At 60.9% G+C, this 14,631-nt stretch carries 12 protein-coding genes; 4 read left to right on the plus strand and 8 right to left on the minus strand.

Annotated features, from left to right (window positions below):
• Positions 1-146: 146 nt before the first annotated feature.
• From ACXAH0_RS01950 to ACXAH0_RS01980, 7 genes are all read right to left on the minus strand, one after another.
• On the minus strand, positions 147-1,823 hold the full coding sequence (locus tag ACXAH0_RS01950) for an amidohydrolase (RefSeq protein ID WP_475188656.1): 1,677 nt from the start codon (positions 1,821-1,823) through the stop codon (positions 147-149).
• Between the two features lie 15 nt (positions 1,824-1,838).
• Positions 1,839-3,287 carry an aldehyde dehydrogenase family protein gene (locus tag ACXAH0_RS01955; RefSeq protein ID WP_475188657.1) on the minus strand — a complete coding sequence of 483 codons (1,449 nt, stop codon included), beginning with the start codon at positions 3,285-3,287 and terminating at the stop codon, positions 1,839-1,841.
• Complete coding sequence (locus ACXAH0_RS01960; RefSeq protein WP_475188658.1) at positions 3,284-4,672, minus strand: NAD(P)/FAD-dependent oxidoreductase; 1,389 nt, start codon at positions 4,670-4,672, stop codon at positions 3,284-3,286. Before ACXAH0_RS01960 ends, ACXAH0_RS01955 begins: the two co-directional genes overlap by 4 nt.
• Complete coding sequence (locus ACXAH0_RS01965) at positions 4,669-5,460, minus strand: ABC transporter permease (RefSeq protein ID WP_475188756.1); 792 nt, start codon at positions 5,458-5,460, stop codon at positions 4,669-4,671. Before ACXAH0_RS01965 ends, ACXAH0_RS01960 begins: the two co-directional genes overlap by 4 nt.
• Positions 5,460-6,314: an ABC transporter permease gene (locus ACXAH0_RS01970; protein WP_475184715.1), complete on the minus strand. Its 855-nt coding sequence runs from the start codon at positions 6,312-6,314 to the stop codon at positions 5,460-5,462. The genes ACXAH0_RS01965 and ACXAH0_RS01970 overlap by 1 nt, the downstream gene beginning before the upstream one ends.
• A gap of 3 nt (positions 6,315-6,317) precedes the next feature.
• Entirely contained in the window at positions 6,318-7,358 is a 1,041-nt protein-coding gene (locus tag ACXAH0_RS01975; protein WP_475184711.1) for an ABC transporter ATP-binding protein, read from the minus strand.
• Positions 7,359-7,429: 71 nt separating this feature from the next.
• Positions 7,430-8,515 carry an ABC transporter substrate-binding protein gene (locus ACXAH0_RS01980; RefSeq protein WP_475188661.1) on the minus strand — a complete coding sequence of 362 codons (1,086 nt, stop codon included), beginning with the start codon at positions 8,513-8,515 and terminating at the stop codon, positions 7,430-7,432.
• Positions 8,516-8,787: 272 nt separating this feature from the next.
• Between ACXAH0_RS01980 and speB the strand changes: the two genes are divergently transcribed.
• The 4 genes from speB to ACXAH0_RS02000 all read left to right on the plus strand — a co-directional run bounded on the left by speB (position 8,788) and on the right by ACXAH0_RS02000 (position 13,150).
• On the plus strand, positions 8,788-9,738 hold the full coding sequence (speB, locus tag ACXAH0_RS01985) for an agmatinase (protein ID WP_475188662.1): 951 nt from the start codon (positions 8,788-8,790) through the stop codon (positions 9,736-9,738).
• 62 nt (positions 9,739-9,800) lie between these two features.
• Positions 9,801-10,994 carry an aminotransferase gene (locus tag ACXAH0_RS01990; RefSeq protein ID WP_475188664.1) on the plus strand — a complete coding sequence of 398 codons (1,194 nt, stop codon included), beginning with the start codon at positions 9,801-9,803 and terminating at the stop codon, positions 10,992-10,994.
• A 103-nt stretch (positions 10,995-11,097) separates the two neighbouring features.
• Positions 11,098-11,796, plus strand: a complete 699-nt coding sequence (locus ACXAH0_RS01995; RefSeq protein WP_475188665.1) for a potassium channel family protein — start codon at positions 11,098-11,100, stop codon at positions 11,794-11,796.
• A 28-nt stretch (positions 11,797-11,824) separates the two neighbouring features.
• Positions 11,825-13,150 (plus strand): TrkH family potassium uptake protein, encoded by a 1,326-nt coding sequence (locus ACXAH0_RS02000; RefSeq protein WP_475188667.1) that lies wholly within the window; start codon positions 11,825-11,827, stop codon positions 13,148-13,150.
• A 125-nt stretch (positions 13,151-13,275) separates the two neighbouring features.
• Here the strand turns inward: ACXAH0_RS02000 and ACXAH0_RS02005 are convergent, their stop codons facing one another.
• Complete coding sequence (locus ACXAH0_RS02005; RefSeq protein ID WP_475184691.1) at positions 13,276-14,439, minus strand: cation:proton antiporter; 1,164 nt, start codon at positions 14,437-14,439, stop codon at positions 13,276-13,278.
• Between the last annotated feature and the right edge of the window lie 192 nt (positions 14,440-14,631).

Here is a 14,631-nt window from a genome sequence, read left to right on the forward strand (position 1 = left end):
GGAGGGCCCGGCCGGACAGTTTGGGCCAAAGACCGTGCCCCCATTGATCGAAATGATCCGCCGCTGGCGGTTCGGTCCTGGCCCGCCGGTCACCCGCGCGCCGATCTCAACAATAATTCAAAGGCATGACTGAGGTCATAGGCGTTTCAGGAGCCGAGCGTGTCTTGGGTCACCTTGCCGTTGCAGATGGTCACAAGGCATTTGACCGACGCCATCTCCTCCGGCCCGGTCTCAGTCAGGTCCCGGTCCAGCAGGATCACATCGGCAAAATAGCCCGGCTTCAGGCGGCCCTTCCGGTCTTCCTTGAATTCGGCATGGGCCGCATGGGTGGTGTATCCGGCCAGTGCTTCGTCCAGCGTCAGACGGTTGTCCGGCTGGCTGTCATGCCAGGGACGGCGGGTCATGGCAGAATGAATCGAGGCCCAGGGATCAACCGGGGACACCGGCCAGTCGGAGGACAAGATCAAGGGCAGCCCCAGATCCAGCATCCGCCGCCAGGCATAGGCCCGGGACCAGTTTTTCGTGCCAATTCGCGAGACGGTCGGCTCCATCGGCAGGCCGCATTGGCCCGGGGGATGCGGAGGCTGCATGGACGGGATCACGTCCAGGGTCTTCAGCCGGTCAAAATCCTCTTCCCGCACCACTTCCAGATGCTCGATCCGGTGACGGCTGTCCCTCGGCCCGTTGGCCGCGCGCACCGCCTCATAGGCATCCAGCGTGATCCTGGTCGCCCCATCGCCAATGGAATGCACCGCGATCTGCAGGCCTTCCGCATCTGAAGCGATGCACATTTGCTTGAATACGTCCGGCTCGAAACGCGGTTCGCCGCGCCAGCCCGGCCGGTCTTCATAGTCTTGGCTCATCACCGCCGTGTGGCTGTCCAGAACCCCGTCGATGAAAAACTTGATCGCCCCGGCGCTCAGCGTATCAGAGGCATAATCCCGGACGAGCGCGACGGCGTAGGCAATCGCCGGTGCCGGATCGCCGCCGACACAGCGGCCGGGCACACGGGCCCGGCAGATGAGGCGGCCTTCGTCTTCCAGCTCGGCCAGCAGCTCCAGCGTATAACGGTTGCCATCCATGTTCTGGAAGCTGGTGATCCCATAGGCCGCCATATGTTTGAGGCCCTGGTAGATAATTTCCCGGTCCGCCGCCCGGTCCTGAGCGCTCGGCGAAGCCTCCGGATCCTTGCCGGTGGAAAGACCCAAGCGGTCCCGGCCCGCATTGACAGTCAAGCTGAAAATCGGCCCGAACGCAGCCGGTTCACGTAACTCGCCCGCGGCCAACCCATCAGCCCCCATGACAATCTCATTGCCGGGGGGCAGCACCTTGCCTTCCAGAAGCCCGGCAGCCGCAAGCGCAGCCGTGTTGGCCCAGACCGTGTGATGATCCGGCGACATCAGAGCCAGCGGCCGGTCCGGCAAGATGTCGTCCAGAACCTGCCGGGTCACCGGAGTGTCCTCGCCTAAGATTGTATAATCTGCAGTGTTGCAGAGCACGATGGGCAGGTCCGGCTGTTCGGCCGCATAGGCCCGGATCAGGCCGCAAATGGTATCAAACCCGTGCTGTTCGAACAGGGACAGCTGCGCCAGTTCCGCCGCCCCGGCAAACACATGGACATGACTTTCATTGAGACCCGGCATGACCGTGGACCCGTCTGCATCGATCATACGGGTTTGCTCCCCGGCCAGCGCCCTGACTGTCTCGTCGTCTCCGACCGCCAGGATCTCGCCCCCGGCAAGGGCAATCGCCGTTCCGGAAACATCCGCATCCATCGTCATCAGGCGCGCATTGTAAAAGAGAATGTCGGCGGTCTGCCTCAAGAAAAGCTCCAGCGATCAGTTTGTTGTGACATGTTTGAGGGCGCAGTAGGCCATCAGCCCGCCCGGCCCGAGTTCCCGGCCAATGCCGCTGGCCTTGAAGCCACCCCAGGAGGTTTGCGGAAAAATGATCTGTGGCGTGTTCACCCAGATGTGGCCCGCATCGATCCGGGCGGCCAGCGCCTCGGCCCGCTGCGTATCCCCGCCCACAACGGTGGCGGCAAGGCCGTAGCCGGTCGCATTGGCAAGGCGCAGGGCTTCGGTCTCCTCCGCAACCCGCCGGACACACAGAACCGGGCCGAAGACTTCCTCGGTCCACAAGCGGCTTGTTTCGGGAACATCCAGATAGACAGTCGGCTCGACAAAATAACCTTCACCCCGCCCTCCGGTGCCCCCGGCAAGGCAGGTCAAGCCCTCCGCTCGGGCGGCCAGAAAGTAGCTGAGCACTTTGTCACGCTGGGGCAAGGTCGTAACCGGGCCCATATCGATCTCACCGGACAGGGGATCTCCGACCCGCAATTTGCGCAGCCGGGCCCGGATGGCAGATAGAAGATCGTCTGCCACGCTGTCCATCACGATCAGCCGGGAGGTCGCAGAACACATCTGACCGGTGTTGAACAGGATGCCCGCGCAAACGATTTCCGCCGCGCTGTCGATCTCCGCATCCGCCAGCACGACGATTGGAGACTTGCCTCCAAGCTCCAGGGAAACCGGCAGGACACGCTGGGCGGCCGCCGCCATCACCTTGGCCCCGGTCTCCGTCGAGCCAGTGAAGGACACTTTGCGGATTTCCCGGGCTGCAATCATCGCAGCCCCGATCTCGCCAAGCCCCGGCAGGATCGACAGGACCCCGTCCGGCAAGCCGATTTCGACTGCGATATCCCCATAGACCAGTTCGGCCAGCGTGGTGAACTCGGACGGCTTCAACAGCGCAGGACAGCCCGCAGCCAGAGCAGGCGCCAGTTTCCAGGCAGTTGTAACAAGAGGGAAGTTCCACGGCACGATCAGGGCCGCCGGGCCATAGGGCAAGCGGGTCTGGTGTCCGCGCAGGCCATCCGGCAGCGCCATGTCGGCGCTTTTCAGACCGTCCCCCTCAATCAGCTCCGCATAATAGTCGAAACAGGCCGCCGCATCGTCCAGATCAAAGTCCGCCTCTGCCCTTGGCTTGCCGTTGTTGAGCATCTGCAGCTCCACAAGGACCTCCCGGCGGCAGCGCAGACCTGCAGAAAACCCGCGCAGATACCTGGCGCGCTCTTGCAGCGCCAGATCCCGCCAGCCGGAAAGGGCAGCTTCGGCTGACCGGGCTGCCTGGGTCACATCGCGGGGAACGGCGGTTGAAAATTCGGCGAATGCCCGGCCGGTCGATGGGTTCACCGCCTGACGGGCAGCCCCCTCCCCTTTCAGAAAACCACCATCCAGAAAAACGCAGTTCTGGCGGTCACGCAAGGTTTGGATCAAAGTGCTCATAGCGGAAACCCCAGAGAATGGACAAGACGGATCCAGGCCTTGCGCCAGCCGCCCTTTTCGTCAACTTCATCCAGCGCGCGCATGGTCAGCGCCGCGCCCAGCCAGCGGAACGGTTCCGGCGGCAGGGGATTAGGCAAGGTCCTGGCAAAATCGAGTTTCATTTCCGGCCGGTCCGACCGGTCGAGAATGTCGAGCCCCATGCGAGCGCCAAAGCGGGTGGCGGTGACGCCAAAGCCCGAATAGCCTCCGGTATAAAGCGCCTTGGCGCCATAATAGGGCTGGAAATGCACGGTCATGCGGGTGGTCAGGTCAATCGGGCCGGACCAGGCATGGGTGAAGCGCACATCCTCCAGCATCGGGAAGGTCTTCAGGAAATAGCCAGCCAGGCGCTCATAGACCTTGCGGTTGCGGTCGCCTGCCGGGTCGGTCTGATCGCCGAAATAATAGCCTATACGTCCGCCATAGACGATCCGGTTGTCCGCTGTCAGCCGCATATAGTTCAGCTGCGTCCGCGTGTCATAAATGCCCTGTCGGCTGGTCCAGCCAACCCGGGCCAGCTGCTCTGCGCTCAGGGGCTCGGTGGCGATCACCCGGTCGCGCATGGCCACGACATAGCGTTTGATCCTGCGGTGCCCCGCGCCCCAGGCATTGGTGGCAAACAGCACTTTCGGCGCCCGCACCTGCCCGTCATGGGTCTTGACCTCAAGGTGGCTGCCCTTGTCCTCCACGCTTTCCATCGGCGTGTGTTCATAAAGCGCAACCCCAAGAGACAGCGCGGCCTGTTTCAGCCCCCATGCCAGTTTTGCCGGATGCACCGTGCCGGTCTGCCCCCGGTTCCAGAACGCGCTCTGGAACATGGGCGAGGCAACCTCTCTCTGCACAGCATCCCGGTCCAGCCACTCGACCTTGTGGCCATGCTCCTGATGCAGCTTGTATTCACGCTCAAGTTTTGGCAGGTCTGCGGGATCGACAGCAACGGTCATCTCGCCGTTCCATTCCAGATCGGCGTCAATGCCGAACTGTTCGATCGCCGCCCGCCAGCCGTTGATGTTCTCCCGGCCCAAGTCCTCCAGAACCGTCAGGTCTTCGGGAAAATTGCGCTGGGCATTGGCAAGGCCGTGCATGACGGAGGCAGAGACGATCCCTCCCGGACGGCCCGAAGCCCCATGGGCGACCTTGCCCGCTTCGATGACCACAACCTCGCGGTCCGGGTCCCGCTGTTTAGCGATGATGGCCGCCCACAATCCGGTGAAGCCGCCACCGACAATGAGCAGGTCCGCCTCCCGGGGGCCGATCAGATGCGCACAGGTTTCCGGCGCAGCGGGATTGTCCAGCCAGAACGGGGACAGCGTGGTTTCAGCCAGCATCCGGCGGGCAGATGTCATGATTTGCGGGCTCCCATCAGTTTGGGCAAGTCACCGAACCAGGCGACAAGGGCAAAGATCAGCACGGTCGCAGCCACAAACACCACGGAGGCAGCCGCCATCACGGGGGTGTAGCCGTAGCGCAGGGCGTTGAAGATCTTCATCGGCAGGGTTTCGGTGACAGCGCCAACAGTCATGGTCGCGATGATGTATTCATTCAGCGAAATGACGAACACGAAGGCAAAGCCGGACACCAGATAGGCGCGGATCATCGGCAGCACGACTGTGCGCAGCAAGGTCCATTCATCAGCGCCCATGGACCGGCTCGCCTCCACCAGACTGTCATCGATTTCCTCAAAGCCCAGCGACAGGGTGACAATGGGCAGTGTCACCAGAAACACCGCATGGGCCACAATGACGGTCCAAAGCTCTCCATAGGCGCCGATCATGATGAAGAAGCTCAAGAACCCGACCGCCGTGATCACCGGCGGCAGCAAAAACGGCATGGCCCCGATCCCGGCCACCAACCGGCCAAACCCGGTGCGGTAACGCCAGTTGAACCACGCCACGGGAAAGGCCACCAGTACGGACAGGACGGCCGCCCCCAGCGCAACGCCGAGCGAGGTCAGAAGCGCGGACCGCCAGCCGTGATCCAGAAACAGATCCGCATACCAGCTCGGATTGAAGCCTTCGGGCGGGAAGTTGAGCGACCGGCGCTCATTCACCGAGACCCCGGCAATCACCACAAAAGGCGCGATCATCACAGTCCCTACCGCCGTGAAAAAGGCGCGTTTCAACAAAGATCCAATCATGCCTTTTGCCCCTTTCTGCCGAAGAGATAGACGGTCAGCACCAGAAGACAGGCCACCGTCATCAGGAAGATCGCGAGGGCTGACGCGAACGGCAGGTTGGCCTGCAGCAGCGCCTGATCGGAAATCACCACGGACAGCGTCCAGTTGGTCGGCCGCCCCAGCACCTGCGGCAGCAGATAGGAACCGAGCGTGAAGACAAAGATCATGATGAAGGTCACCAGCAGCGGCCCCCGGTGCAGCGGCACAATCACCCCGAAGAAACTGCGCAAGGGCGAAGCCCCCAGGGTGCGGGCCGCCTGGTCGATATCCGGATCCAGCCGGCTCAGGATCGGGTAGAACAGCAGCACCGCATAAGGCAGCGCGATATAGAAGACACCGGCAATCACAGCAAAGAAACTCGGCGCATAGCTTGAGGCCCGCTCCACGAGCCCCAGAGCCTCGGCCATCGCCCCGACCCCGGCGGTGCGCGACAGCAGCGTGGACCAGGCAAAGCCGATAATAGCCTCCGACAAGGAGAGAACGGACAGCATCAGGATCAGCCAGAACACCTGGGTTGCGCGGCCGCTGCGCACCAGCGCATAAGTGAAGGGAAAGCCGATGGCGACTGCCAGAACAGACACCAGCACAGCCACTTCCAGAGAGGTGATCAGCACCCCGAAGACAAAAGAGGACCACAGCCGGGCGTAATTGGCCGTTGTGAAGACGGTTTCATAGGCGCCGCCGCCCAGATTTTTGAAAAAGGACAGGCTGACCATGGTACCGAATGGCACCATGTAAAAGGCCACCAGCGCCAATGCGGGCAAGAGGATCGGGAGATATCCCAGCGGGGTCGTCGGACGAGTGGTCTGCATGGGTTAGGCCAGCACCACGGCGGCCTTGGGGTCGCAGGTCAGATAGGCCGCCTCCCCAACCGCCACCGGACAGGGCGCCCGGCCCGGCAGGCTGACGGTAAGTTCCGGATCGTTTTCGTTGGCCCCGGAAATGCTGACTTCCGTTGTTGCACCCAATTGCCGGATGAAACTGACCGTGCCCCTCAGGCAGGCATCTGAGGGCGCAGTGGCCAGGCTCAGATCCTCGGGCCGGACCGACAGGGTCACCGGCCCGGTCTCCGGCAGACCGTCCACGGCGATCTTGCCGCCAGGCCCTTCAAACAGACCGGCTTTAGCTTCGCCCTTCAACAAATTTGTGATGCCGATAAAGTCGGCGACAAAGGCGTTGGCCGGGCTGCGGTAGATCTCGATCGGCGCAGCGATCTGCTGGATTTCACCGCCGTTCATGACCACCACCAGATCCGCCGTGGTCATGGCCTCGCGCTGGTCATGGGTCACCAGAAGGGAGGTCACGCCCAGCTGGCGCTGCAGCCGCTTGACCTCAACCTGCATGGATTCGCGTAGCTTGGCATCGAGCGCGGACATGGGCTCATCCAGAAGAAACAGCGCCGGTTCCATGACAAGCGCCCTGGCAATCGCCACCCGCTGGCGCTGCCCGCCGGACAATTGGGTGATCGCCCGGCTGCCATGGCCCGGCAGATGCACCAGATCTAGCACCGCTTCGGCCCGCTTGAGCCGTTCGCTTTTGGCAACACCCCGGATCGCCAGGGGATAGGCCACATTTTCAGCCACCGAGAGATGGGGAAACAAGGCCAGAGATTGAAACACCATGCCAAAGTCGCGCTTGTGGGCAGGCACGCCGGTAATGTCGCGGCCATCGAGCAGAACGCGCCCGCTGCTGGCCGGCTCCAGCCCCGCAACAATCCGCAGCAAGGTGGTCTTGCCGCAGCCTGACGGGCCCAATAAACAGATGAACTGCCCATGATCCACAGAAAGGGACACGCCCTTCAGCGCTTCAAATCCACCGAAAGACTTGTGCAGCTTGTCTACGACTAATCCGGACATGCGGTTTCCAAAAAAGCAGAGTGAACCGGCCCCGCCGCAGCAGAGCCGGCCTGGTTTCAGGGGAAGAGGGCTTAGCTGTTGAGCATTTCCGACCAAATCTGGTTGAGCCACTCGGTCCGCTCCGTGTGCAGATCGTAGCGCGGGATCACCGGATCGATGTCGGAGGAGACGGCTGCGAATTCCGCGTCGGTCAGGTCCATTAGCGAACGGTCCACATTCGGAGCGGTTCCCAGCTTGCGGGCGAGCATCGCCTGGATCTCCGGCTGGGACATGTAGTCGATAAAGACCTTGGCCTGATCGATCTTGTCCGATGCACCGGCAACAACCCAATTGCCGCTGTCACGCAGACCGCCCTCCTTGGGGAAGGTGGAGCGCACGGGGAAACCGTCGGCGGCCGCCAGACCGGCCACATCGTGATAATATTGGCCCATCGGAATCTCACCGGATTTCAGCGCCTGCTCGAACTGGGCCTCGTCCCGGTACCACAGCCGCACATTCGGCTTCAGTTCGGCCACCTTGTTCAGCACTTCCATGATGGACTCATCGTCCTTCAGATAGTCCGCACCGCCAAAGAACGTCTTTGCGGTGATTTCCAGAAGGTAGGAATTGGAGACCAGCGCCAGCATCCCCAGGGAATCCTTGTATTTCGGATCCCAGATATCCGCCCAGCTTTCAATCTGCTCCGGGAACACATCCGTGTTCTGCACCAGAGTAATGTACCAGGATACAGCAGCGGCACCGGCAACCGAACCGTCCTCGTAGCGCAGCATCAGTTCCGGCTTGATGTTCTTCAGGTTCGGGATCGTTTTCTCGTCAAGTTTGGCGAAGAGTTCGGTCTTCATGCCCCGCAGCGCGCTGGTGGTCGCCATCATGGACACATCGGACGGAGCCCGGCGGGCGCGTGCCGCCTGTTGCATCTGGATCAGCCAGGCTTCCCCGGTCGGCACGGCAATGCTCTCCACTTCAATGCCGCTGGCGGCGGTGAAGTCCGGATAGACATGCTTGTCGAAACTGTCCTGAAAATACCCCCCATAGACCCCGACTTTCAGCGGCTCGGAAGCCGCTCTCAGGACCGACGGGGCTGCCAGGGTCATGGCGGAGGCCATGGCGGATTTCAAAAGCGTACGGCGTTTGATCGACGTGAAGTGCTCAGACATTTTTGTCCCCTTTGGATGTATTACCTCCATGGAAACGCGGGACTGGCTTGGGAAAACATCAAAAAAATACGGGCATAACTTCGACATATAACGAAGTAACCGTCATTCGCTTTGGCTCCAGGAATTGACTTTGAAGAAAGGCCAGTCTGCAGGATCATTTGGCAGTTTTCGGACCATATCTTCGGTATTTCACGAAGCTATTTTCGGAAAATACCTATTTATACGAAGAACCCTGCTGGAGAAGGTCACGGCAAGAAGGACACGAGGACACAATGACGGAACTTTTGAACCAGCCGCTCGGGGGAAACACAATGCCGCGAATGGGCGGCCCGGCCACCATGATGCGCCTTCACTCTCAGGCAACGGCTGAAGGACTTGATGCCTGTTTTGTCGGCATTCCGATGGATATCGGCACCTCCAACCGCTCCGGCACCCGTCTGGGGCCCCGTCAGATACGCGACGAAAGCCGGATGATCCGCCCCTACAATATGGCAACCGGGGCCGCGCCTTTCGACAGCCTCCAGGTGGCGGATATTGGCGACGTTCCCATCAACACATTCGATCTCAAAAAATCCGTCGGGATTATCGCCCAGACCTATGGCGAGATCCTGCGCCACGACACCGTTCCGCTAACGCTGGGCGGTGACCACACCCTGACTTGGCCAATCCTGCGGGCGATGGCGCAAAAACACGGCCCGGTGGCGCTGATCCATGTGGATGCCCATGCGGACACCAATGACGCCATGTTCGGCGAAACCGCCGCCCATGGCTGTCCATTCCGCCGCGCGCACGAGGAAGGCCTGCTGCAGAACGACAAGGTGTTCCAGATCGGTCTGCGCGGCAGCGGCTACAGCCCGGCCGATTTTGACTGGGGCCGCGACAAGGGCTGGACGGTGATCCCGGCTGAAGAATGCTGGCACAAGTCCCTGACCCCGCTCATGGCGGAGATCCGCGAGAAAATCGGCGATGCTCCGGTCTATCTGAGCTATGACATTGACAGTCTGGACCCGGCCTTCGCACCGGGCACAGGCACGGTGGAGGTCGGCGGCCTGACAACAATCCAGGGGCTTGAGATCATCCGGGGCTGCGCGGGCCTTTCTCTGGTCGGCGCGGATCTGGTGGAAGTTTCCCCGCCTTATGATACAAGCGGCAACACGGCAGTGATCGCCGCCAACTTCCTGTTTGAAATGCTGTGCGCCCTGCCCGGCGTCAAACGCGCCTGACCGGCATAACGGCCCGGGCCCCGACGAGACCTGGGCCCCGAAACCATAAAAGGGACCCGCTCTTGCCCGCCGCTCCGCTCAGCCCGCGTATCGAAACCCTCAACCCGCCCCCGATCCCGCGGATCCAACAGGCGCTCGCCGGCTATGACGGCAGCGCGGGGCCGGTGATCGATCTCTCCCAGGCTGTGCCCGGCTATCCACCCCATCCGCGCCTGCGCGGCTGGCTGCAGGAAGCCGCCGGAGATCCAGCCCTCCTCGGGTATGGCCCGATCGAAGGCCTGGACAGCTTGCGCAAGTCCTACGCAGCCTATCAGGCTGATCTCTATCAGGCTCCGGTCACACCCCAAGAGACCGCAATCACATCCGGCTGCAATCAGGCCTTTGTGGTGGCCGCCCTCACCGTGGCACGCCCCGGGGAGTCGCTTTTGCTGATCACCCCATTTTATTTCAATCACGACACCAGTCTTGCCATGCTCGGCATCGGCACAAAAACCGTTGCGGCAAAGCCGGAAAACGGCTTTCTGCCGGATCTTGGCGACATCGCCGCCGCTCTGAGCCCGGACATAAGGGCCATCGCCGTCATCACCCCGAACAATCCGACCGGCGCGGTCTATCCCCCCGCCCTGCTGGGCCAGCTGTTTGACCTGTGCTCAGAGCGCAATCTCTGGCTGATCCTGGATGAAACCTACCGGGACTTTCTGCCCAGCCCCACCCCGGCGCCCCATGGCCTGTTTTCCCGGCCCGGCTGGCAGGACCGGCTGATCAGCCTTTACAGCTTTTCCAAATCCTTTTGCATTCCCGGCCACCGGCTGGGGGCGATCACGGCGGGCGCACAGGTGATTGAAGCGGCCGCCAAGATCATGGACAATCTTCAGATCTGCGCCCCCTGCCCGCCCCAGTCGGCCGTTGCCAAGGGCCTCGCCGGACTGGGAAACTGGCGGGAGGACAACCGCGCCGAGATCGCCCGGCGCACGCAGGCCCTGACCACAGCCTTCGCACCTTTGAAAGACTGGCAGCTCCTGACGAAGGGCGCCTATTTTGCCTATATCCGCCACCCGTTTGACGGCATCGGGTCCGAACAGGTGGCCACCCAACTTGCGACAACCCACGGCATTGCCACCTTGCCCGGCTCCTTCTTCGGCGCCCGGCAGGAGCCCTACCTTCGCTTTGCCTTCGCCAATGCTGACGCAGACGCGATCCGCAGCCTGACGGACCGTCTCAGCGCAGTCCGTGCGCCTTCAAACGGCAGCGAATAAAGCACACTGAGGGTCCATCAGAGGAATGCCTGCCAGCAGCAGCAGCTCTTGCTAAAAATGACATCTGCCGGTTTCTTCCCGCCTCCGGATCGTATTACATGCTGTGAGCATCAACACTGCAGAGGCTGAGCCCTTGAAAGTCAGAAGCTTCGCCGTGATCGGCCTGGGAAACTTTGGCAGCACCGTGGCCAGCGAGCTGGCCCGCTTCGGAAACCCGGTCCTCGGCATTGACATCCAGGAGCGCAATGTCGCCAGACTGGCGGGCATCCTGTCCGAAGTGATCATCGCGGACGGCAAAGATGAAGCCGCCCTGAAGGATGCAGGGGTCGGCAATTATGATGTGGCCATCGTCGCCATCGGCGAGGATCTGGAAGCCAATATCCTGTGCACTATGAATGTGAAGCTGCTGGGGGTCGAGACCATCTGGGTCAAGGCCCTCAACAAGACCCATCACCGGATCCTGACGAAACTGGGCGCGGACCGGGTAATCCTGCCTGAACAGGAAGTGGGTCAGCATATCGCCCAAATGCTGCACAATTCCCTGATCCGGGACTATGTCAGCCTTGGCAACGGCTATCATATCGTCGACTTCAAGGTGCCTGCCCCGCTGCATGGCAAGGCGGTCAAGGACCCGTCCCTGTTTGCCAAATATGAAGTGCGCGCCCTCGGGGTCATGCGCGACACCAAATTTCTGTCCTGCGAGAGCGGAGAGCTGCTTCTGCTGGAAGGCGACAAGCTGCTGCTGCTCGGCACGCGCACGATGCTGCGGCAGTTCGGCGATGACATGCGCGACCGGATCTGAGAGCAAAGGCCTTTTGGAAATGCCCCTCATGCCCTCCAGAGACCGTGTCTCGAACCTGCCGCCGCCACTCGTCCTGATCCTGATCTACGCCACTTTTGTGCTGCTGGGTGCCGCCGCACTGATGATGCCTGGTGCAACCACCGGGCCGATCACCTGGTCCGACGCCCTCTTCACCGCCACCTCAGCCGTCACGGTAACAGGCCTTGCGGTTCTCGATACGGGCAGCGATTTCACCTTTTTCGGCCAGGCGGTGATCGCTGTCCTGATCCAGCTGGGCGGTTTGGGCCTGATGACCTTCGCCGTCCTCATCCTGTCCATGCTCGGCCTGCCGGTCGGCTTCACCCACCAGCTCTATCTGCGCGAGGACCTGAACCAGACCTCGGCAACGGATCTTCTGACCCTGACCAAGATCATCCTGCGGGTCGTGGTCCTGTGTGAACTGGTTGGCGCGGGTCTGTTATGTTTTGTATTCGTGCCGGATCTGGGGTTTTTCCCAGGCCTCTGGAGCGCCGTTTTTCATGCTATCTCTGCGTTCAACAATGCGGGCTTTGCCCTCTTTCCCGACAATCTGAGCCGCTGGGTTGGCAATCCACTCCTCAACATCGTCATTCCGGCCCTGTTCATTTTCGGAGGGCTCGGCTTCACGGTCGCCGCCGACATCTGGCGCCAGCGCCGCTGGAACAGCTTTTCGCTGCACACCAAGCTGATGCTGGTTGGAACCGCGGCGCTGCTCCTCTGGTCGACGACGGCCTTTGCCATGATGGAATGGTCGAATCCGGCCACGCTCGGCCCCTTGAGCTGGCAGGACCGTCTATGGGCCAGCTGGTTTCAGGCGGCCTCCACGCGCACGGCCGGGTTCAACACGGTGCCAATCGGCGGCCTGACCGACGGCAGCACCTTGATGTTCATGACCCTGATGGTGATCGGCGCGGGCAGCACCTCAACCGGCGGCGGCATCAAGGTCACCACCTTCATTGTTCTCTTGCTGGTGATGATCGCGTTTTTCCGGCGCCGCCAGAATGTTGACGTTTTCAGCCGACGGCTCGGGGGCGATCAGGTGATGAAGGTCCTGGCGCTGGCCATGGCCACGGTGCTGCTGATCCTCGTTGCCATGTTCATGATGATGCTGTTTCACGAAGGCTCCTTCGTGGACATCGCCTTTGAAGCCGTTTCCGCCTTCGGCACGGTCGGCCTGTCCCGCGGGATTACCGGCGACTTCGACACGGCCGGGCGCATCGTGATCATGTTCATCATGTTCGCCGGCCGTGTCGGCCCTCTTACCCTCGGCTTTCTTCTGGCCACCCGCAAACCCAAGCGGATCTCCTACCCGGCGGGCATTGTCTATCTCGGGTGACCGTGCGCAACCGGTCTGCGGCGCCTGAGGCACAGACCGCCAAACGGTGGCGCGGCCCTGAAAGGGGCTGGTCCGACGGACCGGCCGGGTTCCCCCTCACCGCCCAAACAGACAATTGGCTCAAATCAACCGGCCTGCTCTTCGGCAGACCCCGCTTTGGTATTCTGTCTGGCAATACTGTCGCGGATCATCGGACTGATGGTCGGCGCTTGCACCAGAATGGAAAAGATCACCACGATATAGGTCATCACAAGCAGCAGCGTGTGCACATCCACACCCTGCACCATCACGGCATGTTTGGGTGTGGAGGCCGCCATGGCCAGGGCCAGTCCGCCACGCAAACCGCCCCAGGTCAGAATTTTGATCGAATGGGCGTCATATTGCCGGAACCGTGTAAAACCAAGGTAAGGCAGCCAGACGCTGATAAAACGCGCCGCCAGCACCAGAGGGATCATCAGCAGACCCAGCCAGACCTCCATCCACTGAACAGGCAGGATCACCAGGATCAAGCCGATCAACAGGAACAGCAAGGCATTTAGGAAGGAATCCATCGTATGCCAAAAATGTTTCAGGGTCCGCTGACTGTCCTTGCTGAAGCCTTGCGCTTTGGTGATGTTGCCAATCACGATTCCGGCGACCACCATCGCCAGGGGGCCTGAAATGCCCATCATGACGGCGCAGGCATAGCCGGAAGTCGGGATCGCCAGGGTAATCAGCAACTCGATGCTGGGATCATTGGATTTTTTGATCATGTAATGGGCGACAACAGCCAGAACGCCCCCAAACAGAATACCGCCCACAGCTTCAACGAAGAAGATATCGGCAACACGTTCGACTGTCGGCTCGACACCCGAAAAGGCAAGGGCAAAGATGACGCTGAAAATGACCAGACCAACACCGTCATTGAACAGGGATTCCCCTTCGATCTGCACCGCAATCTTTTCCGGCGCGCGCATATGCTTGATGATAGCCAGCACCGCGATCGGGTCGGTCGGACTGATCAAGGCCCCAAACAGCAGGCAGTAGATAAAGGGCAGCTGATAGCCCAGAGCACCAAGCAGCCAGTAACTGGCATAGCCGATGAGGAAAGTGGACAACAGGGTGGACCCCAAGGCCAGAACCGCAATCTCCCATCTCTGGCTCTTCAAAAGCTTCAGATTGATCTCCAGACCACCGGCGAACAGCAGAAATCCAAGCATCCCCTTGAGTAATAGTTCGTTGAAATTGATATTTTCCAGAGCATTTTCAATCAAAATGACCGTTGGGCTGTGAACTCCGATCTTCAGCATAAGCAACAGCAGAACAGACAAAAGAACAGAACCACGCGTAATCGCAATTGTTGTTTGCGTACTTAGAAAATACTGATTTGCAAAAGCGAGAAAAACTGAAACTGCTGATAAAAAACAGAGAACATACCAAGCACTCATCGATTACTCCGTAAATTTTGCGACGAGCCAAAGTGGAAGCGCATTATTTTATTT

This window comes from Roseibium sp. AWQ4_290, assembly GCF_056160985.1.